Here is a 20,772-nt window from a genome sequence, read left to right as displayed (position 1 = left end):
TCATCGATCATTCTCAGGCGTTCTTCGCTTGTGCCCCACCGCTACAGCGGACTACGCTGCGGTGCGTGTAGAGACGGCCTTTCATCGGAAGACGGGCCGCACAGATAAAACCGGAGACCACCATGACAGCAGCCCCTGCCCACGAGCCCCTGGGCAAGCACCAGTCGAAGAAAGCCGCCGCCAGCGGCTGGATCGGCTCGGCGCTCGAGTACTACGACTTCTTCATCTACGCCACCGCAGCGGCGCTGATCTTCCCGCAAATCTTCTTTCCCAAGGGCGATCCGAAGACGGCCATCATCGCTTCGCTGGCCACCTACGGCGTGGGCTATGTGGCGCGGCCGATTGGCGCCTTCGTGCTGGGCCACCTTGGCGACACGCACGGGCGCAAGAACGTACTGCTGTGGTGCATGTTCCTGATGGGCTTTTCGACCATCGGCGTGGGCCTGCTGCCGACTTACGACCAGGTTGGCCTGTGGGCGCCGACGCTGCTGGTCATCATGCGTCTGATCCAGGGCTTTGCCGTGGCCGGTGAAATTTCCGGCGCCAGTTCGATGATCCTGGAGCACGCACCGTTTGGCCGGCGCGGCTTCTACGCGAGCTTTACGCTGCAAGGCGTGCAGGCGGGGCAGATTCTGGCGGCCGCCGTGTTTCTGCCGCTCGCGCACTACATGCCTGCTGACCAGTTCAACGCCTGGGGCTGGCGCATTCCGTTCCTGCTGAGCTTCGTTGTCATCATCGCGGGCTATGTCATCCGCCGCGAGGTGCATGAGACGCCCGCATTTACCGCTGAGCAACAACAGGGCCGCCCCCGCTCACCAGTCATCGATGCCTTTAAGTACAGCACGCCCGACATGCTGCGCGTGGTCTGCATGGCGCTGATGAACGTGATTCCCGTGGTAGCGACCATCTTTGGCGCGGCCTACGCGGTGCAGCCGGCTTACGGCATCGGCTTTGCCAAAGACATCTACCTGTGGATTCCGGTGGTGGGCAACATCGTCGCGGTGCTGGTGATTCCGTATGTCGGCGATCTGTCTGACCGCATTGGCCGCAAGCCGCCGATCGTGCTCGGCTCGCTGCTCGCTGGGGTGCTTGCGTTTGCCTACCTGTACGCCATCAGCATCAAAAACGTGCCGCTTGCGTTCGCCATGTCGATCCTGATGTGGGGCGTGGTCTATCAGGGCTACAACGCGGTGTTCCCGAGTTTCTATCCGGAGCTGTTCCCGACGCGCACCCGTGTCTCGGCGATGGCGATCTCGCAAAACGTCGGCACCGCCATCACCGCCATGCTGCCGGCACTCTTCACCGCCGTGGCGCCCCCAGGTGCCGCCAACATCTGGCTGACCGTGGGCGCCATCGCCTTCGGTGTGACCATCGTTGCCGCCGTGGCAGCCATGAGCGCCCGCGAGACCTACCGCATCCACATGGACGACCTGGGCCAGCCCGCCGCCCAACCCGTCGACAAGGTCGAATATGCCCGCCAGCGGGCCGGAGCCTTGGCCGCCTGAAACACGTATCTGCTGAACCATGATTTCTGGAAAAACCACCCTCATCGCCCACATCGGCTACCCCACCGAGACGTTCAAGTCGCCGATGATCTACAACCCCTGGTTCGAGAAAAAAGGCATCGACGCCGTTGTGGTGCCCATGGGGGTCAAGGCGGAGGACTACGCGCAGAGCTTCGAATCGATCTTGCGCTTCACCAACCTGCGCGGCGCGCTGATCACCATGCCGCACAAGGTCACGACGGTGGACTTGGTGGACGAGGTGACGCCCGCCGTGCGTATTGCCGGTGCGTGCAATGCGGTGCTCAAGCGCGAAGACGGCACGTTGCTTGGCGACCAGTTTGACGGTGCCGGCTTCGTGCGCGGCGTGCTGCGCAAGGGGCGTCAGCTTGAGGGCGCGCGCGTGCTGCTCTCGGGTGCCGGCGGTGTCGGCTCGGCCATCGCAGCGTCGCTGGCGGCGGCTGGCGTGGGTGAACTGGCGCTGTACGACACCCGCGCGGCATCGGCAGAGTCGCTGGCCCAGCGCCTGCGGGAGCACTATCCAACGTTGGTGGTGCGCACCGGCTCGAATGATCCGGACGGCTTTGATGTGGTCGTCAACGCCACGCCGGTGGGTATGAAAGAAGACGATCCGCTGCCCTTTGACGTGGCTCGCATCGCGCCCGGCTGCTTCGTTGGCGAGGTGGTCATGAAAGCCGAGTACACGCCGCTGCTGCGCGCGGCGCTCGACAAGGGCTGCGGCGTCCAGGTCGGCACCGACATGCTGTTCGAAATGATTCCTGCGTATCTGGAGTTCTTCGGCTTTGGCACCGCCACCGCAGACGAACTGCGGCGCAGCGCAGCCATCGCGTATTGAGCCGATGACACGTCGCCCACTGAGCTTTGCCCTGCTGCTGCCGCTGTTGCTATCGGCCCAACCGGTTGCGACTGACAGCTACCTTCCCGCTCTGCCTGCCATTGCCCAAGCGTTGGGCTCGGCCAGCACGAGCCTCACGGTCTTCGCGCTGGCCTTTGGCATTGGGCAACTGCCGATGGGCAGCCTGGCCGATCGCTTTGGCCGCCGGCAGGTGCTGCTGATCGGGCTGGCGTGCTATGCCATTGCGGCGCTGGCCGGTGCCCTGGCGGCGACGGCCCCCATGCTGACGGCAGCGCGCGCCCTGCAGGGTTTCTCGATGGCCGCCATCCTGGTGTGCGCACGTGCTGCCGTGCGCGATCTGCACCCTGCGCGCGACGGCCCACACGTCATGGCGCGCGGCCTCACGGGCCTTGGCTTCGTAGCGTTGATGGCGCCGATTCTTGGCGCCTTTGTCGCGCAACATGCCGGTTGGCGCTGGGTGCTCGCCGGCATGAGCTTCTATGCGCTCGTGCTATGGGCGATGTGCTGGTACGGATTTGCCGAGACCCGCCAGGAAACGCACGCCCAGGCAGGCGGCGTGCGTGAAATTTTTGCCAGCGCGGATTTTCGCGTCTGGGGGCTGCTGGCGGCCACGACCTACGCGGGCATCTTCTGCTTCCTGCTGCTCTCGCCGATGGTCTATATCGCTTACCTTGGCCTGTCGCCGGAGCTTTATGGCTGGATCCCGGCCGGCGGTTCGCTCGTCTACATCGTGAGCACGACTGGCTGCAGGCGCCTGCTGCGTCGCCAAAGCCTCGTACGGACGGTCCAGCAAGGTGCAACGCTCAGCCTGCTCGGCGCCAGCATCCAGGGGCTGGGCTGCTGGCTTCTTCCTGGTCAAGCATGGCCGCTGCTGCTCGGGCACGGCGTCTATTGCATGGGCCACGGCATTCATCAGCCCTGTGGCCAGGCGGGTGCGGTGGGCGAGTTACCGCATCTTGCAGGGCGCGCGGTGTCATGGTCGGGCTTCATCATGATGCTGGCCGCCTTCTGCCTGGGGCAGACTGCGGCCGCCTTCGATGACGCATCGCACAGCCTCGGCGCCTGGCCCATGGTGGTGCCGATGATGATGGCCGGCGCAGTACTGGCGTCCATCGCCTTCCTCTGGCTGCCGAAGTTGCAGAATCAGGCGAATCCGCAAGGCGCTGCCGCATAGCGACTGTTGGCTACGCATTGCCACGCGCGTGGTACACAATGCGGAGTCCTCATTCTTTGCTTCCGCCACAGGAGTTTCACCATGAGCCGCAACGCCGACCTGCCATTCAAGACCGCCGGCTTGGAGTTCATCGAGTTCGCCACACAAGCGCCAGCCGCGCTCGGCCAGGTGTTCGCATCGCTCGGGTTCAAGGCCATCGCGCGGCACGTGAGCAAAGATGTCACGCTGTACCGGCAAGGCGACATGAACTTCCTCGTCAATGCTGAAGCGGACTCGTTCGCGCACCGCTGGGCCGAGGAATATGGCGTGGGTATCTGCGCCATCGGCATCCGCGTCGACGATGCCCAGCGCGCTTACGACCGCGCCGTCGAGCTGGGCGCCTGGCCGGCCGAAGCCGAGCCGATCGGGCCGGCAGAACTGGTAATTCCCGCCATTCAGGGCGTGGGCGATACGCACCTGTACTTTGTCGACCGCTGGCGCGGCAAGCACGGCGCCAAAGGCGGCTTGGGCGACATCTCTATCTACGACATCGACTTCCGCCCGCTGGACGCCGCCACCGCGCACGAAGACTGGCACCACACCGGCGTCGGGCTGGCGCGGGTTGATCACCTGACGCAGACCGTCGGCCCCGGCCGCCTGCAAGACTGGATCGATTTCTACCGCAACCAGCTCGGCTTTAGCGAAATCCATGAGCTGCACGCCAACTGGCACGTCGCAGGGGATTCCCGCGTGATGGTGTCTTCGTGCGGCATGATCCGCATTCCGCTGTATGAAGAAGGCACGCACCGCGCCCACCTGATGCACGCTTATCTGCCCGACCATCCCGGCGAAGGCGTGCAGCACATCGCGCTGGCCACCGACGACATCCTGCGCACAGCCGCCGCATTGGCCGCCAACGGCCTCACCTTTGTCGAGCCCCCGGCACACTACTACGACACCGTCGACGCACGCCTGCCCGGTCACGGATTGGATCTGGGCGCATTGCGCCAGTACGGCATCCTGATCGACGGCGAGATCGTCAACGGCGTGCCCAAGCTGTTCCTGCAAACCTTCGTCAAGCGGCACCCAGGCGAGATCTTTTTCGAGATCGTGCAGCGGCGCGGGCACCACGGCTTCGGCGAGGGCAATCTGCCGGTATTGACGGCGGCGGCCTAACCCGCAAAACGTCACCAAGAAAAAACCCGCCGAAACTCGGCGGGTTTTTTCATACAGCGGGTGCTTCAATGTCAATCAATAGCCAGCTGCCAGGCCCGTGTTCCGACGCGGATCATTCGCGCCGTAGAAGCGGTTGTTGCCGATCGGCTTGCCGCCCAGCGACGGCGCACCAACGATGATGGCTGCCAGGTGGTTGGCCGGCTGCGGCGCACCCAGGTTGTGGCCCATCGACGTCAGGATCTTGCGCGTATCTTCCGACAACGCATACGGCTCGACGTTGGTCACGTCCGGCAGCCATTGCTGGTGGAAGCGCGGCATGTCGACGGCTTCCTGCACGTTCATGCCGTAATCGATGGCGTTGATCATGGTCAGCATGACGGCCGTGATGATGCGGCTGCCACCCGGCGTGCCCACCACCATAACGGGCTTGCCGTCCTTGGTGACGATGGTCGGGCTCATCGACGACAACGGACGCTTGCCCGGGGCGATCGAATTGGCCTCGCCCTGCACCAGACCGTACAGGTTGGGCACGCCAACCTTGGCGGTGAAGTCATCCATCTCATCGTTCAGGATCACGCCCGTCTTGGCGGCCGTGACCTTCGCACCAAACCAGTCGTTAAGCGTGTACGTGACAGACACCGCGTTGCCGAACTTGTCAGCAATCGAGTAGTGCGTCGTGTTGCTGCCTTCATGCGGCTCGACGCCGGGCTTGATGTCTTTCGACACACCGGCTTTCTTCGGGTCGATCACGGCGCGGATCTTGGCCGCGTAGTCTTTGCTCAGCAGGCGGTCCAGCGGGTTCTTCACGAAGTCCGGGTCGCCCAGGTAGCTGTTGCGGTCCACATAGGCGTGGCGCATGGCTTCGATCTGATAGTGCGTGGCCTGCGCGGAATGCCAGCCCAGCTCCTTGAGCGGATAGCCCTCCAGGATGTTGAGCATTTCGCAGATGATCACGCCGCCCGAACTCGGGGGCGGTGCAGAAACCACGTGGTAGCCGCGGTAATCACACTCGACCGGCGCCAGCTCGCGCGTCTTGTAGCCGACCAGGTCTTCCTGCGTAATCAGGCCACCACCGGCCTTGCTGGATGCAGCAATGGCCTGCCCGACCCAGCCCTTGTAGAAGCCGTCGGTGCCCTTGTTGCTGATCTCGCGCAGCGTCTTGGCCAGATCGTGCTGCACCAGCTTCTCACCCACCTGGAACGGCTGGCCTTTGTTGAGGAAGACCGCGCCCGAGGCAGCGTCTTCCTGGAAATCCTTGGTGGAGGTGTGCAGCATGTCGACATCGCCCTGGTCGAGCACGAAGCCCTTGTCGGCCAGCGTGATGGCGGGCGCGATCAACGCAGCGCGTTGCATGGTGCCGTATTTCTGGCGCGCATATTCCATGCCCGACACGGTGCCCGGCACGCCCACGGCCAGATGGCCCTTGGTGGACGCGCCCTTGATGACGTTGCCGTCCTTGTCGAGATACATGTTGGCGGTGGCACCCTTCGGCGCGACTTCACGGAAGTCGAGGAAGGTCTTGCGGCCATCGGCCAATTGGATGGTCATGAAACCGCCGCCGCCCAGGTTGCCGGCAGCCGGATAAACCACCGCCAGCGCGTAGCCCACGGCCACTGCAGCGTCCACCGCATTGCCGCCGCGCTTGAGCACGTCTACACCAACCTTGGCTGCAAGATGCTGTGCCGCGACGACCATGCCGTTCTCTGCGGCCACGGGTGCGACGGATGCCGCGTGTGCGACGGTCGTGATGCTGATCGATGCGATTGCAGCGGCGATCCACCGCATGCCTGTTCTTGGATTCTGCATAGGAGCTCCTTTGATACCCTCATGGACGCCGGTCGTGCCAGCGTACGTGTTATGGCGCGCGAACCTTATCAGGCGGTGCGCCGGGGCACTATAGCCTCATCCCCGTATTGACGCATTGCGCCGCCAGTGGAAGAGCGCGCAACGCCTGCCCACCCGCACTTCGAGCCCCACCCGTCAAGCAGCTGAGCGCCACCGACGTGCGGTAGCACTTGATGTTGTCGTTGCTGCTTTGAGCGCAGCCAATGCCGCAATATTGGTGCGCCCGGCCTGCACCTCGACGATGACCAGCACGTGCTCAACTGTCTGCAAACGGCGGCGCACGCCGCTTCACGGGCTGCGTCTTGACGATGGCGGTATTGGTTTCGGCGTGATCGGCCAGGCGGTCGAGAATGTGGTCGAGCTGGTCAATCGAGCGCACGTACAGCCGCGCAATGAAGCAGTCCTCGCCCGTGACCTTGTCGCATTCGCCAATCTGCGGAATCTCCTCGATCAGCTTCTGCACGATATGCAGCTTGCCCGGCATGGGCCGCACCCGCACGATGGCCTGCAGCGCGTAGCCCAGCGCCTTGGGATCGATATCAACGGTGTAATGGCGGATCACGCCGCGCGCTTCCAGACGGCGCAGGCGCTCCGACACGCTGGGGGACGACAGCCCCACCTGCTCGGCCAGTTGTTTGAGCGAGATGCGGGAATCGGTCAGCAGGACATCCAGAATCCGTTGGTCCAGCGCGTCAATCGTGCTCATCATGCCTCCGAGCTGCCGTTCTGGCATTTCGCCTTACTTCATTAGAAAGAGCGCGCATTTTGCCTCAGAAAAGCGATGGAAGTCAGCCGATCCGCATGCGATCCTTCTTGCATTCAACGCTCAAGGTGGTTCACATGAACGACAAGACGCGCGGCACGGTCGAGATGACCACCGCCATGATGATTTCCGGGACGATCGGTTGGTTCGTCATTCGCTCCGGCCAGCCCGTGACCGACGTGGTGTTCTGGCGCTGCGTGTTCGGCGCGCTGACGCTGCTGGCGGTATGCGCGGGCCTGGGGCTGCTGCGCGGCGCGATCACGTGGCAGCGCGCCGGCATTGCGGCGCTGGGCGGCGTTGCCATTGTCATCAACTGGCTGCTGCTGTTTGCGGCGTATCCGCGGGCGTCCATCTCGATTGCCACGGCGGTCTACAACACGCAGCCTTTCATGTTGGTCGGGCTGGGCGCGCTGTTTTTGTCGGAAAAGCTGACCGCCGCCAAACTCACATGGCTGGCCCTCGCCTTTATTGGCGTCGTGCTGATCGTGCAGGTGGGGCCGGCAGCCAGCGGCACGGGCACCGATTACCTGACGGGCATTGCCATGGCGCTGGGCGCGGCGTTTGCCTATGCCGTGGCAGCCTTCCTCATCAAAAAGCTGGCCGGCACGCCGCCGCATCTGATTGCCCTCATCCAGGTATGCGTGGGGGTGCTGATGCTGGCGCCGCTGGCCAACCTGCAGCATCTGCCGGCCGATGCGCACACGTGGGGAATACTGATCACGCTGGGCGTGGCGCATACGGGGTTGGTGTACATCCTGCTCTATGGCGCCATCCAACGGCTGCCGACGCATCTGACGGGGTCGTTGTCTTTCATTTATCCGATCGTCGCCATCGTGGTAGACATCGTTGCGTTCGGGCATCGGCTGCAGTTTGCGCAGTTCTTGGGCGCCGGAGCGATCCTGCTGGCGGCGGCGGGCATGAACCTGGGGTGGTCGCCATATCGGTGGCGGCGGGCACGGCCCGATTCGCCTGCCGCCAGATAACACAATAGGTTGCCGCATTTGCAACACGAATCGGCGGCTCAACTGCTGGTATTCTTGTGCGTTTTCCGCTGGCGCCCGGCGCGCCCTGCGCCTGCCCTCTCCCCGCTTCTCTCTCGGGTAGGCAGCCGGCGGACAGAAACTCCAAACCTACGTACAAGATGAAGGAAGGTCACCCGCCGGAGCCGGGCCGCGAAACCGCGGTCGCCTGGATCCTGGAACAAATGCAAACCTACGATCTGTCTGTCGAAGATTTGCAGGCGCACGGCTGCTTTGACGCGCCGCCGCCTCCACCGCCCCCCCCAACACCTATCGGCCCGGTTTACATGAGCGCCGACGGCCAACACTGGGACGGCCTGGGCGACATGCCCGACTGGCTGCAACGCGCCGTCAATGCTGGACAGAGCATCGAGCATTTCCGCGTGGGTTGAGTCCGGCGCCGCGCAGGTACGCCGGTTGCGTGGTTGTGGGGCAAGCGCTGCCGGTGGTGGATCGGTGATCTGATTCATCGCATTGCCGGCCAGCGCCCTAACCCAACGGAGGACGTCATCATGCCGGAACGCAAAACCGTAGAACGTGCGCGCGCCGACAAGCGCCACGGCAAGGCCGCCTCGACCCAGGCGGGCAACTTCGTGAAGGAAGAGATGGATCACATCCGCGAGGGCAAGCACGGTGCGAAAAACACCAAGCAAGCCATCGCGATCGGGCTGTCCAAGGCTCGCCGCGCAGGCGTTGCCGTCAAGCCACCGGGGGAAGGCAGGGCGTCGGCAGCCACGCGCAAGAAGGCGGAACACGACGTCAAAGCTGGCAGCAAGAAGAGCAGCCACGCCAGTGCCAGCAAGGAATCCACCGCCAAGCGCAGCAAGACCACAACCCGCACGCTGAAGAAAGAAGATCATTCGGCGGCTTCCAAATCGTCGCTATCCAAGCAGGCGCATAGCGCGGCCTCCAAGCGTTCGAGCAGCGAGCGCTCGGCGGCGGCCAAGAAGGGCGCGGCCACCAAGGGCGCGGCTGGCAGATCCGCGGCTGCCAAGAAGGCGGCACGCACCCGCGCTGCGCACGTCAGGTAAATCTTTCCTGCTCAGCCGAAGTTGCCTAGAACGGCGGCCCATCCGGGTCGCCTTTTTTCATTGCCGGTTTGGCTCTCAAAAAAAAATCCAAAAAATTTCTGTTCTCCGTGTCAGGAACGCGCGCCTGTGTCGACAAAGGTGCACGGAACACATCTGCGCGATGCCGCAGTGCACCGTACGGCAAGGGATTCCGCCCTGTCTGCCGTTGAACGACACCTGCTCATTCAAGGAGAACGCAAATGAAACAACACGCCATGATTGCCGCCGCTCTGGGTAGCCTGCTCGCGCTGGGCGCACTGTCGACGCCGGTGCAGGCCGCCGACGCAATGGCCAAGGAAAAGTGCTACGGCGTGGCCAAGGCTGGCCAGAACGATTGCGCCAGCCCGGGCAGCGCCCACGCCTGCGCCGGCCAGTCGAAGATCGATAAAGACCCGATGTCGTGGAAGTACGTGCCCGCCGGCACCTGCGCGCAGATGGGCGGCACGATGCAGGCACCGGCCAAGTAACGCAGGCCAGCCGGGTGACCGCCATGCAGACCGCTCTGCCAACCTGCGCCGGCGCAGGCCTGCGCGCACCGCACTTTCCCGCCTTGCTCCGGGGGGTGGCCCACTTCCCGTGGGTGGAGGTGCACAGCGAGAACTATCTGTATGGCGGCCCCGCCCGCGCCGCGCTGCTGGCCGCGCGAGAACACCAGCCCGTGAGCCTGCACGGCGTGGGCATGGGGCTCGGCAATGCAGAAGGGCTCGACATCGAACACATGCACGCCATCGCAGCATTGACCGACGCCGTTGCCCCCGCCGCCATCTCCGAGCACCTGTGCTTCAACCGCAGCGGCGCGCAGGTCGTCAACGATCTGCTGCCCCTGCCCTATTCCCGCGAATCGCTGGATATTGTCTGCGCCAACGTCATGCGGGCGCAGGACATCCTCAAGCGGTCGCTGCTGGTCGAGAACATCGCGGCATATATCGACTGCCGTGCCCTGGTCGATGCCGACGAGGCCATCTCTGAGGGCGCATTCCTGACTGACCTCGCGCGGCGCACCGGCTGCGGCATCCTGCTGGACCTGAACAATCTGTACGTGAACAGCGTCAACCATGGTGTGACCGTGGAATCGGTGCTTGCCGATATTGACCCTGCGCTCGTCGGCGAGATTCACCTGGCGGGTTTCAGCGTGGAAGACGGCATGCTGATCGACACCCACAGCGCGCCGGTGCATGCCCCCGTCTGGGCGCTGTATGACGCGTGGATCGCCAAACACGGGGCACGCCCAACGCTCATTGAATGGGATGCCGATCTTCCGCCGGTGCAGGTGCTGCTGGAGGAGGCAGCACGCGCGCAAGCGGTGCTCGATCGTCATGCCAACGCACCGATGCGGGAGGCAAACCATGCGATTGCCTGAGTGGGAGTCTCACCTGATCGGCGTGCTCACCAACCGCGCAAGCAACGAAGAAACGCGTGGCGTAGCCATCTACCGCAACGCGCGCTTGGCGATTCTGCGCAACGCGCTCGCAGGGGCATACCCGGTCTGTCGCGCACTCGTTGGCAACGAGTGTTTTGATGCGCTCGTGCGCGACACGCTGGCCGCGCAGGCATGCGCATCGCCGAATCTGCATCGCTATGGAGATGCGTTGCCAAACGTCATCGCGCAATCGCCGTTGGCCGGCAGCGTGCCGTATCTGGCTGATGTGGCACGGCTGGAGTGGTGCGTGCACTGGGCGTACTACGCGCCGGATGCGCATGAGAAGGCGGTGGATGTCACCTTGCTCGCGCGGCCGGCGGACACCATTCGCGCAGAGCTTGCGAACGGCGTTCGGTGGGTGGCCTCACAGTGGCCAGTGGTTTCGATCTGGCGCGCGCATCAGCCTGACGCGGGCATCCCGCTCAATGAGATTGACCTGGGTGTGGGCGAAGCGGCGGCAATCACGGCGCGTGGGAATCGCGTTGCTGTGCTCGATGTTGATGCCGCCACTGCCACGTTCCTTGCGGCTTGCGCCGCCACGCCGTCGCTCCAGGCCGCGCTCGAAACCACGTTGGCGGAGCGGGCGGATTTTGATCTCACCACATGCCTGTCTGGCCTTTATCGCGCGGGGCTGCTCGCGCTGTCCGCCTGCCCAACAGCAACGTCTACCGGAGACATGCCATGAACGCCCTCACCACAACCGTTGCCCCGCTCACGCGCATCCGCGCATCGCTTGACCGGCTTGCCGGCCCGCAGAGTGCCCTCTGCTCGCTCATCCTGCTGATCGCACGCGCGTATCTCTTCTACGTGTTCTTCCGTTCGGGCCTGACCAAGCTGCACGACTGGAACACAACCTTGCTGCTTTTTACCGAGGAATACAAAGTGCCGCTACTGCCTCCAGCGCTGGCGGCGGGGCTCGGCACGTTTGGCGAGCTGATCTTCCCCTCGCTGATGCTGGCTGGCATCGTGCCGCGGCTGGCTGCGGCGGGGCTGTTCTTCGTCAACGTAGTCGCGGCGCTGTCGTACTGGGCCAACCTGTCGGCGTCGGCCATCGAGTTCCATTTTGTGTGGGGCGTGCTGATTGCGCTTGTGGCGACGGTGGGGCCGGGTTGGCTGGCGTTGCAGACCATGTGGCAACGCCGCGCGCGTTAAGCCGATTGCGAGCGCAGCGGGCTTATGATGTGGAGTTGCAGCTCTTCTTGTCAGCCCCCTCGTCAGCCCTCTATTCAGGAGCATCGATGCGCTTCCCTCAGTTGTCCTTCGCAGCCCCGGCCGGTGTGTTGGCGGCAATCGGTGCCGCAGCGCTCCTCACAGCCTGCGCGTGGGGCGAAAGCCCGAACACCGTCGGCGCTCGCATGATCGACGACTCGTTGCTGTCATATCAGGTCAAGGCAGCGCTGGATCAGGACACGGCACTCAACACGCGCCAGATCCGCATCCGCTCTACCCCTGACGGCAACGTTACGCTGACGGGCTGGGTCGATACCCCTGAAATGGCCCGCCGCGCCGGCGAGGACGTCAAACGCTTTGTTGACCCCGCCAAGCTCGACAACCAGTTGCGCGTGCTCTCGCGCATGCAGGTGCTGGGCGGCGGCCCCCTCATCCCGGCTGGCTTGCCGCCCGCCGCGCCGGCCAGCGCCCCAGCCGCACGCTAAATCGCTTAGGCACTTAAGCGCTTAAGCCGCCTGCGTGCCCGTTCGCGCTGGCCCGCAGGCCACAGGCGCCAATTGCAGCAGCCCGAAGCCAATTACGCAACACTGCGGTTTCGAAAGAGAGGGGCACAGCAACTGGGTTTTACGCTGGCCGAGATAGGCGAAGGTATGACGCAGGTGTGGCAGCAACCCGACACCGACGCCGACGTCACCGCGCTGCTGCGGGAAAAATTGGCCACCATCGATGCGCGCATCGCCAGTTTGCAAGCCATGCGCGACGCACTTGCCGCCCGCGTCAGCATGCCATGCCCGCTTGCAACGGCCTGAGACACTCGCCATATCTTGTCATATAACTGTCGCAGACTGCCGCCGTGGGGGCGGTTTTTGCGCGTTTTTCCAACGCCCAGACGGCTTGCTGACGGCTTGCTGAGTCGTGAAAGGCGCTTGAAAGTTCGCGCCGGTAAAAACGCTCCCGTCTCAAGGGGAGTCTGCAGCAGTGAAACATCGGGGTGCATTTCATCCACGGGCGAGGGCCGTGCTTTGCGCGGTGGCCTGCCTGCCATTTTCCGCTGCCTGGGCAGCCACACCGGCGCCAACGCCGGCCACGGCTGCGGCCAGTCTGCCGGTGGCAACCATGCCGCCCGTCAAGACGTCCGTGCCGGGCGTCACCGGGCCCGGCTTTAATCTGGTCGAATTGCTGCAGGAGCTGAAAAGCAACAACCCGCAGCTCATTCAAGGGCGGCACGCCTATCTGTCGGCCAAGTCGATACCACCGCAGCTTGCCGCGCCCAATAACCCGCAGATCGGCTACATCTGGAACAACATCCCCAAGGGGTTCCCGCTGGCGGTCAACCGCGCTGTCGGCAGCCAGTACAACCTGACGCAGCAGATTCCGTTTCCGGGCAAGAAGGCGCTGGCGGCGGAAATTGCAGACCGGCAGGCTGAATCACTCAATTCGCAGAACGACGCGCTGTATCTGCAGCTCTACGCGCAGCTTTCCACCACCTACTACCAGGCGGTCGCGCTGCAAAAACAGATCGACGTACAAAAGCTGACCATCACGCGCCTGGAGCAGGTCAAGCAGATCACGCGTGTGCGCTACGCCAACAACGCCGCTGCCTACGCCGACTTCCTCAACGCGCAGGTCATGCAAAGCAGCGCGCAGAACGACCTGTTTGCCGCGCAGCGCCAGTACGACAGTACGCTGCAGACGCTCAACACACTCATCGGCAAAGCGCCGAGCTTCCCGCTGGAACTGCGCGCCGATGACGAAGCGGTGCACCTGCCGTCCGAGCCCCTGCCCGAGCTGGAAAACCAGGCACTGCGTGAGCACCCGTCGATCAAGGCATCGGCCGAGCTGATGGACGCCGCACGCAAGAGCGTGACGCTGGCGCGCAAGGCTTACCTGCCCGACTTCCAGGTCATTGCCACCGTCACAACGGAAAACCCGCCGTATGGCGTACACCCGAACAGCTACCAGATCGAGCTGGACGTGATCATCCCGTTCTGGTTCTTGTTCAAAGAGAAGTACGGCGTGAACCAGGCAGTGGAAAGCCAGATCGCTATGGAAGCCAACGATGTGTCAGTGCGTCAGCAGACGCTGCTGGCCGTGGATACCGCCTACAACACGCTGCGCCAGACGCTCGCGCAGCTCGACTTCAACAAGCAGCGGCAACTGCCGCAGGCGCTGGCGGCCTATCGCGTGACGATGACCAACTACGCCAGCAACAACGCCGACTTCAACGACCTGCTGACCGCCCAGGGCGCGCTCAAGAACGCCGAACTGTCGGTCGCCCAGGCACAGGCCACGGCCTTGCAGGCCTATCACGCGCTGCTCGCGGCCACCGGCCGCTCGCCGGTTCAAGCTCAATAAAACCATGAAGAAGTTCTCTCCTATCGCCACCGTAACTTCGGTGATCGCCTTGGCGGCGGCTGTTGCTGTTGGCGTGGTGGTCGGCCGCAAGTGGCCTGCCGCTGCCCCGGCTGAGGCAGCCAAACCGGCGGCCGCCTCTGCCGTTGCGGCCACTGCCCCGGCCCGCCCGAAACCTGATTCCGTTGAGATTCCCGCCGGCGGCTTCGACCCGCAGCAGGTGCAGGTTGCGCAAGTCAGCCAGCTTGCGGTGCCGGTAGAGCTGTCCGCGCCGGGCAAGCTCGCCTACAACGCTGAGCGCACCAAGCTGGCTTCGGCACGCGTGGCTGGCCGGCTGGATCACATCCTCCAGTTCGAAGGTGCACTGGTGCGCGAAGGGCAGCCGATTGCCGAGCTGTATGCGCCAGACTTCATCTCCGCGCAGAAGGAATACCTGCTGGCACTCAATACCGCCCGCCAGCTCAAGAGTTCCAACATGAAGGATCTGCAGGAAGACGCAGACGCCACCGTGCAATCCGCCGCCGGCCGCCTGCACGTACTGGGCATGTCCGACGCCGATGTCGCGCAGATCGCCAAGCGCGGCACGCCGGCTGAGCACCTGACGCTGCGCGCGCCCATCTCGGGCACCATCGTCCGCCGCAACATGGACCCGGGCGCCTTCCTGAACGTGGGCGACTCGTTCATGAGCATCGTCGATACGCGTGTGCTGTGGTTCACGGGCAATGTGTATGAGAACGACATCGCCAGCGTGCGCATCGGCCAGCCGATCTCGCTGCATACGTCGTCGTATCCGCAGCGCGAGTTCACGGGCCGCGTGAGCTTTATTGCGCCGAACATCGATCCGGCCACGCACACGCTCACCGTGCGCTGTGACGTGCCCAACCCCGACGGCCTGCTGCGCCCCGAGATGTACGCCACGGCGCGCATCCAGACCGGCAGCGGTGAAGCCACCGTGGTGCCGAAGTCCGCCCTGGTGAAAGACCACGGCAGCTACTACGTGATCGTGCAAAGCGACGCCACGCACTTCAAGCGCGTCGAAGTGCGCGGCAAGGACACGGGCGCCGATGGCAATTTTGCCGTCACGGCCGGGCTCAACGCCTCGTCGCAAGTGGTGGTGCGCGGGGCCGCTCTGCTTAACGAAATGATCGTGAAGGCGGGAGCGTAGGTATGGGCTTCAACCCCATCGCGGGCATTCTCAAGCGGCGTCTGCTGATTGTCTTCCTGGCGGTTGCGCTGCTGGCGGCGGGCGTGCTGTCGTTCCGGGAGTTGCCGCTGCAGGCGTATCCGGGTGTGGCGCCGCTGTCGGTGCAGGCCATCACGCAGTGGCCCGGCCGCAGCACGACCGAAGTCGAACAGCAGATCACCATCCCGATTGAAAACGCGCTGGCCGGCGTGCCAGATGTGCAGTCATTCCGTTCGGTATCACTGTTTGGCCTGTCGGTGGTGACGCTCAAGTTCAAGGAGGGCACCGACAGCTTCAAGGCGCGGCAGAACTTCTCGCAGTATCTGGCGTCGGCCAATCTGCCGACCGGGGTGCAATCCTCGCTGAGCCCGGACTCAGATGCCACGGGCGAGATCATGCGCTTCCGCCTCGTGGGGGATGGCGTGGATCTCACCACGCTCAAGAGTTACCAGGCCTACGACATCACCAAAGAGCTCAAGCACGTGCAGGGTGTGGCGGATGTCAGCTCCTTCGGCGGCAAGGTGAAGGAGTACCACATCGTGCCGTCGCCGGCGAAGCTGCAGTCGTACGGCATCACGCTGTCTCAGCTCATCACAGCCATTGGCAATGCCAATAACAATACCGGCGGCAACCTGCTGCGCGACGGCGAACAGCAATTCGTGGTGCGCGGCGTGGGCTTGCTGCAAACGGTGGAAGACATCCGCAACGTGGTGGTCAACGCCAACAACGGCGTACCGGTACGCGTGCGCGATATTGCCGAGGTAGAAGTCGGAAACGTGCAGCGCCTGGGCCAGGTGCAATACAACGACCAGCCCGACGTGGTGGAAGGCATCGTGCTGCTCAAGCGCGACGCCAACGCCACCGAAGTGCTGGCCAAGGTGCGCGAGAAGGTTGCCGAGCTGAACGACGGCATCCTGCCCAAGTCGATCCAGGTCAAGCCATTCTATGATCGCCAGGTGCTGCTTGACATCACCATGGGCACGGTCGAACACACGCTGGTGGTCGGTATCTCGCTGGTGCTGGCGGTGTTGTTCGTCTTCCTGGGCAACCTGCGCGCGGCCGCTGTGGTGGCCGCGGTGATTCCGCTGGCGCTGTGCGTCTCGTTCATCAGCATGGAGCACTTCCATGTGCCGGCCAATTTGATCTCGCTCGGGGCGATCGACTTTGGGGTGATTGTCGATGCGGCCGTGATCGTGATGGAGAACATCATGCGGCACCTGGAAGAAGGCGCCGAAAAGCTGGACGACGCCATCATCAAGGCCACCAGCGAAGTGCAGCGCGCGATGATCTTCTCCACAGGCATCATCATCGTGGCGTACTCGCCGCTGTTCTTCATCGGCGGTGTGGAAGGCATCATCTTCAAGCCGATGGCCTTCACGATGGGCTTCGCGCTGATGGCCTCGATCGTGCTGAGCCTGACCTTCGTGCCGGCCACCACGTCCTTCGTGTTCGGCAAGTCACTGCATCCGCATTCGCCGGCGTTCATCACGGCCATTCTGCGCTGGTACAAGCCGTTGCTGCGCAAGTTGATTGCGCGACCGATGGCCGTGTTTGCCACCGCCATCACCGCGCTCGTGCTCACGCTGTACAGCGCGACATTCCTCGGCACGGAGTTCTTGCCAACGCTGGAAGAGAACAACCTGTGGCTGCGCATTACGTTGCCCAATACGGTGGACCTGGACTACTCGGCGTCGGTGGCCAACGACCTGCGCACGTACTTCACCAAGCAGCCCGAGATCCAGAAGGTCTCGGTACAGATCGGCCGCCCGGATGACGGCACCGATTCCACCGGCGTGTTCAACCAGGAATACGGCCTGTACTTCGCCCCGCCTGATCAATGGGCCAAGGGCATGACCAAGGCGCAACTGGTCGAGCGTCTGTCCAAGCATCTGGAGAAAATTCCGGGCATCGAATACAACTTCTCGCAGTACATCCAGGACAACGTGGACGAAGCACTCTCGGGCGTGAAGGGCGAGAACTCCGTCAAGCTGTTCGGCAACGATCTCAACGTGCTGGAAGCCAAGGCCAATGAAATCCAGGCGCAGCTCAAGAAGGTGCAAGGGCTGGTGGATGTGGGCATCTTCCGCGAGCTGGGCCAGCCAACGCTGAACGTATCCATCGACCGCCAGGCCGCCGCGCGCTTCAACATCAACGTGAGCGATGTGCAGAGCCTCGTGCAATACGCCATTGGCGGCGCGCCAGTCACGCAGATTCTGGAAGGCGAGAAATCGTTCGGGCTGGCCGTGCGCCTGAATCAGCAGGCGCGTGCGTCGTACGACGCGATTCGCGAGTTGCTGATCGACACGCCTGACGGTCAGCACATTCCGCTATCGATGATCGCCAAGGTGGAAATGACTGACGGCCCGTTCTTCATCTACCGCGAAGAAGGCAAGCGCTACATCGCCATCAAGTTTGGCGTGCGTGAGCGTGACCTGGGCGGCGCGGTGGACGAGGCGCAGCGCGTGGTGGGCAACAGCGTGAAGCTGCCCGAGGGCTACACCGTCAAGTGGGACGGGCAGTTCAACGAGATGAAGGTCGCGCAGGGCAAGCTGATGGTGATCGTGCCGTTGACGATCCTCGTCATCTTCCTCCTGCTGTACAGCACGTTCGGCAACTTCAAGGACGCGCTGATGGTGGTACTGAACGTGCCGTTTGCGGCCATTGGCGGGTTGCTGGCGCTGCATATCGCGCACGAGACGCTGTCGATCTCGGCGGGCATCGGCTTCCTGTCGCTGTTTGGCATCGCCATCCAGGACGGGGTCATCCTGATCTCGTATGTGAATCGTCTGGCGCAATCTGAAAACCTGCGCGAAGCCACGGTGGATGGCGCCGCGCTACGCCTGCGGCCAGTGATCATGACGGCCATGCTGGCGGGCCTGGGCCTGTTGCCTGCGGCACTGTCGCACAGCATCGGCTCGGAAGCGCAGCGCCCGCTGGCGCTGGTGATCGTCGGCGGCATGGTCACCACCACCATCCTCACGCTGCTGGTGCTGCCGGTGGTGTTTACGTGGGCGCACCGCCATCGCCGCCCGCCGTCACGCGATTCGGACGTTAGCCCGACTGCGGCGATGCTGCCCTGAGGCGTGTCTGCACAGGAAGGACATCGGGCGCACCGCCTGCAAGAGCGGTGCGCCCGTTTCATGTTGGCCAGCGCCAGAATCGGACCAATCTCATGGTTGCGTGCGCGCACGGCGTGCAAAGTGCCTATCAGCTCTTCATCGCACGCGCGCCATCATGCACTCCACGTCCAACGTATACGCCAACATCACCGCGCAGTTCCCCGCGCAAGTGGTCGCCACGCTTGCCGAACTGTTTGGCGACGACCTCCAACAATGGCGCTTCATCATTGACCTGTTTTCCGAGACGGTGGAACAGGATCTCGTCAGCCTTGAGAAAGCCATCCGTGGCAGTGAAGTCGTACAGATCGTCGAAGCCGCGCACCGCATTGTCGGCTCAGCGCGCATGCTGGGGCATCAGCCGATCGGCGATACCGCCCGCATCATCGAGCGCTCCGCGCACAGCGCACGGCCCTATCACGAACGCGCGGCGGAGATGCAATCCTCCATCACCTGCCTGCGCGCCCTTGCTGACGAGTTTCGCCAACTGGCCCGCGCGCTCCCGTGGCCAGACTCAACGGTTGCGGGCTAACCGGGCGACCCGCTGCGCAGACCAGCGATTGAGCAGCAGCGGCACCACACCCACGGCGATGCCGCCCAGCCCTACCAGGTTTGTCGTCATATCAAAGGTCGGCACGCTGTACGCCGCGATAAACCACAAGAACAGTGCGCTGCCCAACGGCCAGCCCGCCAGAAACACCGCGTTGAACACAGAGCGCAGCGCTTCATGCCGGTAGTGCCACGCGCAGGCAAAGCCAGCCAGGCCGTAGTAGAACGCCACCTGAAACCCGATCGCATTGACCGAAACCTTGATGATGGCGTTGATGCTCGGAAAAAACGACGCGCCAAAAAGCAGCACCAACCCAATCGCTGAGATGACGACCGTGGCCACCCACGGCGTGCGCCATCTTGGATGCAACTTGGCGTAGCGCGTGTGCAGCATGCCATCGCGCCCCTTGGCGTAGAGCGTGCGGGTGAATTGCAGGATGGAGGTTTCAAGCGTGCCGATCGTACTCAGCATGACGGCCACCACGGCCACGTAGCTCCACGGGCGCGGCAGCAGCTTTTCGGCCACTGCAAAGATGACGTTGGTGCTGGACTGCTCGATCTCAGCGTCGCTCAGCACAAGCAGAATCACGGCGGCAAAGCCCATGAACAGCGCCAGCACGATCACCATGGCCCACAGTGCGCCACGGCCCGGTGCGTGATTGGCGTCGCGTGTTTCTTCCGTCAGGTTCACGGTCACGTCCCAGCCCCAGAAGAAAAACAGCGCCGTGAGCGCGCCCGTGGCAAACAACCGCGGCGTAAATGCCGTTGGCGACAACCACGCCCACGACAGCGCATGCGCTGGGTGCGCGCCAAACTTCACCACTGCCAGCACGATCAAGCCACCCAGAATGACTGTCTCCGTCGCGGTCATGGCGATCTGCGAATAGCTCGTCAGCTTGATGCCCTTGATGATGACGGCGCTTACCACGAGCAGCCACGCTGCAGCCACCAGCGCCACCACGGCAGGCTGCGCGGCCAGTGACGGCGCCACCAATGTGAGCGTGGCCGTTGCAGCCGGAATCGTGCCCGATACCATGAACACACCCGATGCCACCAGCAGGGCCCAACCCGCCAAGAAACCCAGCGTACGGTTGAAGATGGCCCCCACCCAGGCGTACGCCGCGCCGGCATGCGGGTTGACGCGGTTCAGATGCAGGTATGCAAACGTCACGCCAAACATAATCAACCCGCAATACAGCAGGCTGGCCGGCGTGAGCGCGCCTACCGCGCCGATCAGCGTGGCCGTGGTGGCGGCAATGCTGAACGCAGGCGCAGTGCCCGCCACACCCATGACGACGGATTCGCTCACACCCAGTGCGTGGGCTTCGAGTTGCGTATCGACTGCCATCGGTCACCTCCACGATTCCTCGCCGCCCAAGTGGTGCGCGCCCCTTTTTCTTCGGTTCTTCAGTATTGGCGCTTGCAGGCGGAACACCAATTGCGGCGATCCCTCATCGGCGTTTCTTATGTTTTTATTTACATAATTTAATCAATTAGGCTGCATTTTGCGCAATTCGCAATACAACGGGTAACTACAACTATTGATCTAGAACACGATGCCCCACTATCTTTCGCGG

20 protein-coding genes are annotated in these 20,772 nt (G+C 63.5%); 17 read left to right on the top strand and 3 right to left on the bottom strand.

The genetic code is table 11. The features are described from left to right. Positions 1-122 precede the first annotated feature (122 nt). From PSUB009319_RS10130 to PSUB009319_RS10115, 4 genes are all read left to right on the top strand, one after another. Positions 123-1,505, top strand: a complete 1,383-nt coding sequence (locus PSUB009319_RS10130) for an MFS transporter (RefSeq protein WP_124382095.1) — start codon at positions 123-125, stop codon at positions 1,503-1,505. Positions 1,506-1,524: 19 nt separating this feature from the next. Then, a complete protein-coding gene (locus tag PSUB009319_RS10125; protein ID WP_124382094.1) occupies positions 1,525-2,358 on the top strand; it encodes a shikimate dehydrogenase in 834 nt (277 codons plus the stop codon). A 4-nt stretch (positions 2,359-2,362) separates the two neighbouring features. Beyond that, a complete protein-coding gene (locus PSUB009319_RS10120) occupies positions 2,363-3,553 on the top strand; it encodes an MFS transporter (protein ID WP_124382093.1) in 1,191 nt (396 codons plus the stop codon). A gap of 81 nt (positions 3,554-3,634) precedes the next feature. Continuing rightward, on the top strand, positions 3,635-4,708 hold the full coding sequence (locus tag PSUB009319_RS10115) for a 4-hydroxyphenylpyruvate dioxygenase family protein (protein ID WP_124382092.1): 1,074 nt from the start codon (positions 3,635-3,637) through the stop codon (positions 4,706-4,708). Between the two features lie 75 nt (positions 4,709-4,783). Here PSUB009319_RS10115 and ggt read toward each other — a convergent pair whose 3' ends face one another. Next, positions 4,784-6,514, bottom strand: a complete 1,731-nt coding sequence (gene ggt / locus PSUB009319_RS10110; protein ID WP_185453440.1) for a gamma-glutamyltransferase — start codon at positions 6,512-6,514, stop codon at positions 4,784-4,786. 295 nt (positions 6,515-6,809) lie between these two features. Next, positions 6,810-7,259, bottom strand: coding sequence for an Lrp/AsnC family transcriptional regulator (locus PSUB009319_RS10105; protein ID WP_124382186.1), 450 nt, complete (start codon positions 7,257-7,259; stop codon positions 6,810-6,812). A 134-nt stretch (positions 7,260-7,393) separates the two neighbouring features. Between PSUB009319_RS10105 and PSUB009319_RS10100 the strand changes: the two genes are divergently transcribed. The 13 genes from PSUB009319_RS10100 to PSUB009319_RS10040 all read left to right on the top strand — a co-directional run bounded on the left by PSUB009319_RS10100 (position 7,394) and on the right by PSUB009319_RS10040 (position 19,178). Continuing rightward, on the top strand, positions 7,394-8,299 hold the full coding sequence (locus PSUB009319_RS10100) for a DMT family transporter (protein ID WP_124382185.1): 906 nt from the start codon (positions 7,394-7,396) through the stop codon (positions 8,297-8,299). 158 nt (positions 8,300-8,457) lie between these two features. Continuing rightward, positions 8,458-8,727, top strand: coding sequence for an H-NS family nucleoid-associated regulatory protein (locus PSUB009319_RS10095; protein WP_124382091.1), 270 nt, complete (start codon positions 8,458-8,460; stop codon positions 8,725-8,727). A gap of 120 nt (positions 8,728-8,847) precedes the next feature. Beyond that, a complete protein-coding gene (locus tag PSUB009319_RS10090) occupies positions 8,848-9,366 on the top strand; it encodes a DNA-binding protein (RefSeq protein ID WP_124382090.1) in 519 nt (172 codons plus the stop codon). 239 nt (positions 9,367-9,605) lie between these two features. Further along, positions 9,606-9,872, top strand: a complete 267-nt coding sequence (locus PSUB009319_RS10085; RefSeq protein ID WP_124382089.1) for a DUF2282 domain-containing protein — start codon at positions 9,606-9,608, stop codon at positions 9,870-9,872. A gap of 23 nt (positions 9,873-9,895) precedes the next feature. Then, positions 9,896-10,765: a DUF692 domain-containing protein gene (locus tag PSUB009319_RS10080; RefSeq protein ID WP_124382088.1), complete on the top strand. Its 870-nt coding sequence runs from the start codon at positions 9,896-9,898 to the stop codon at positions 10,763-10,765. Further along, positions 10,752-11,510 (top strand): DNA-binding domain-containing protein, encoded by a 759-nt coding sequence (locus PSUB009319_RS10075; RefSeq protein ID WP_124382087.1) that lies wholly within the window; start codon positions 10,752-10,754, stop codon positions 11,508-11,510. The genes PSUB009319_RS10080 and PSUB009319_RS10075 overlap by 14 nt, the downstream gene beginning before the upstream one ends. Further along, complete coding sequence (locus PSUB009319_RS10070) at positions 11,507-11,977, top strand: DoxX family protein (protein ID WP_124382086.1); 471 nt, start codon at positions 11,507-11,509, stop codon at positions 11,975-11,977. The genes PSUB009319_RS10075 and PSUB009319_RS10070 overlap by 4 nt, the downstream gene beginning before the upstream one ends. 86 nt (positions 11,978-12,063) lie before the next feature. Next, positions 12,064-12,480, top strand: a complete 417-nt coding sequence (locus tag PSUB009319_RS10065; protein WP_124382085.1) for a BON domain-containing protein — start codon at positions 12,064-12,066, stop codon at positions 12,478-12,480. A 72-nt stretch (positions 12,481-12,552) separates the two neighbouring features. Next, positions 12,553-12,804, top strand: a complete 252-nt coding sequence (locus PSUB009319_RS10060; RefSeq protein ID WP_260392933.1) for a MerR family DNA-binding protein — start codon at positions 12,553-12,555, stop codon at positions 12,802-12,804. Positions 12,805-12,973: 169 nt separating this feature from the next. Beyond that, entirely contained in the window at positions 12,974-14,350 is a 1,377-nt protein-coding gene (locus tag PSUB009319_RS10055; RefSeq protein ID WP_185453439.1) for a TolC family protein, read from the top strand. Between the two features lie 4 nt (positions 14,351-14,354). Next, positions 14,355-15,512 (top strand): efflux RND transporter periplasmic adaptor subunit, encoded by a 1,158-nt coding sequence (locus tag PSUB009319_RS10050; RefSeq protein WP_124382084.1) that lies wholly within the window; start codon positions 14,355-14,357, stop codon positions 15,510-15,512. Positions 15,513-15,514: 2 nt separating this feature from the next. After that, positions 15,515-18,610: an efflux RND transporter permease subunit gene (locus tag PSUB009319_RS10045; RefSeq protein WP_124382083.1), complete on the top strand. Its 3,096-nt coding sequence runs from the start codon at positions 15,515-15,517 to the stop codon at positions 18,608-18,610. Positions 18,611-18,764: 154 nt separating this feature from the next. After that, on the top strand, positions 18,765-19,178 hold the full coding sequence (locus PSUB009319_RS10040) for an Hpt domain-containing protein (protein WP_124382082.1): 414 nt from the start codon (positions 18,765-18,767) through the stop codon (positions 19,176-19,178). Here the strand turns inward: PSUB009319_RS10040 and PSUB009319_RS10035 are convergent. Further along, the gene (locus tag PSUB009319_RS10035) at positions 19,161-20,543 is read right to left on the bottom strand and encodes an APC family permease (RefSeq protein ID WP_124382081.1); all 1,383 of its coding nucleotides are present in this window, start codon (positions 20,541-20,543) and stop codon (positions 19,161-19,163) included. The two genes, PSUB009319_RS10040 and PSUB009319_RS10035, sit on opposite strands and share 18 nt — an antisense overlap. Positions 20,544-20,772 lie beyond the last annotated feature (229 nt).

Source organism: Ralstonia sp. SET104 (assembly GCF_003851545.1).
Classification (GTDB): domain Bacteria; phylum Pseudomonadota; class Gammaproteobacteria; order Burkholderiales; family Burkholderiaceae; genus Ralstonia.
This window is presented reverse-complemented; position numbering and strand designations above follow the sequence as displayed.

Excerpts from the sequence above, each read along its gene's own strand:
- PSUB009319_RS10065 (WP_124382085.1), top strand. The coding sequence starts at position 12,064 with ATGCGCTTCCCTCAGTTGTCCTTCGCAGCCCCGGCCGGTGTGTTGGCG.
- PSUB009319_RS10085 (WP_124382089.1), top strand. The coding sequence starts at position 9,606 with ATGAAACAACACGCCATGATTGCCGCCGCTCTGGGTAGCCTGCTCGCG.
- PSUB009319_RS10035 (WP_124382081.1), bottom strand. The coding sequence starts at position 20,543 with ATGGCAGTCGATACGCAACTCGAAGCCCACGCACTGGGTGTGAGCGAA.
- PSUB009319_RS10130 (WP_124382095.1), top strand. The coding sequence starts at position 123 with ATGACAGCAGCCCCTGCCCACGAGCCCCTGGGCAAGCACCAGTCGAAG.
- PSUB009319_RS10050 (WP_124382084.1), top strand. The coding sequence starts at position 14,355 with ATGAAGAAGTTCTCTCCTATCGCCACCGTAACTTCGGTGATCGCCTTG.
- PSUB009319_RS10070 (WP_124382086.1), top strand. The coding sequence starts at position 11,507 with ATGAACGCCCTCACCACAACCGTTGCCCCGCTCACGCGCATCCGCGCA.
- PSUB009319_RS10115 (WP_124382092.1), top strand. The coding sequence starts at position 3,635 with ATGAGCCGCAACGCCGACCTGCCATTCAAGACCGCCGGCTTGGAGTTC.
- ggt (WP_185453440.1), bottom strand. The coding sequence starts at position 6,514 with ATGCAGAATCCAAGAACAGGCATGCGGTGGATCGCCGCTGCAATCGCA.
- PSUB009319_RS10100 (WP_124382185.1), top strand. The coding sequence starts at position 7,394 with ATGAACGACAAGACGCGCGGCACGGTCGAGATGACCACCGCCATGATG.
- PSUB009319_RS10095 (WP_124382091.1), top strand. The coding sequence starts at position 8,458 with ATGAAGGAAGGTCACCCGCCGGAGCCGGGCCGCGAAACCGCGGTCGCC.
- PSUB009319_RS10080 (WP_124382088.1), top strand. The coding sequence starts at position 9,896 with ATGCAGACCGCTCTGCCAACCTGCGCCGGCGCAGGCCTGCGCGCACCG.
- PSUB009319_RS10040 (WP_124382082.1), top strand. The coding sequence starts at position 18,765 with ATGCACTCCACGTCCAACGTATACGCCAACATCACCGCGCAGTTCCCC.
- PSUB009319_RS10090 (WP_124382090.1), top strand. The coding sequence starts at position 8,848 with ATGCCGGAACGCAAAACCGTAGAACGTGCGCGCGCCGACAAGCGCCAC.
- PSUB009319_RS10125 (WP_124382094.1), top strand. The coding sequence starts at position 1,525 with ATGATTTCTGGAAAAACCACCCTCATCGCCCACATCGGCTACCCCACC.
- PSUB009319_RS10075 (WP_124382087.1), top strand. The coding sequence starts at position 10,752 with ATGCGATTGCCTGAGTGGGAGTCTCACCTGATCGGCGTGCTCACCAAC.
- PSUB009319_RS10120 (WP_124382093.1), top strand. The coding sequence starts at position 2,363 with ATGACACGTCGCCCACTGAGCTTTGCCCTGCTGCTGCCGCTGTTGCTA.
- PSUB009319_RS10105 (WP_124382186.1), bottom strand. The coding sequence starts at position 7,259 with ATGAGCACGATTGACGCGCTGGACCAACGGATTCTGGATGTCCTGCTG.
- PSUB009319_RS10045 (WP_124382083.1), top strand. The coding sequence starts at position 15,515 with ATGGGCTTCAACCCCATCGCGGGCATTCTCAAGCGGCGTCTGCTGATT.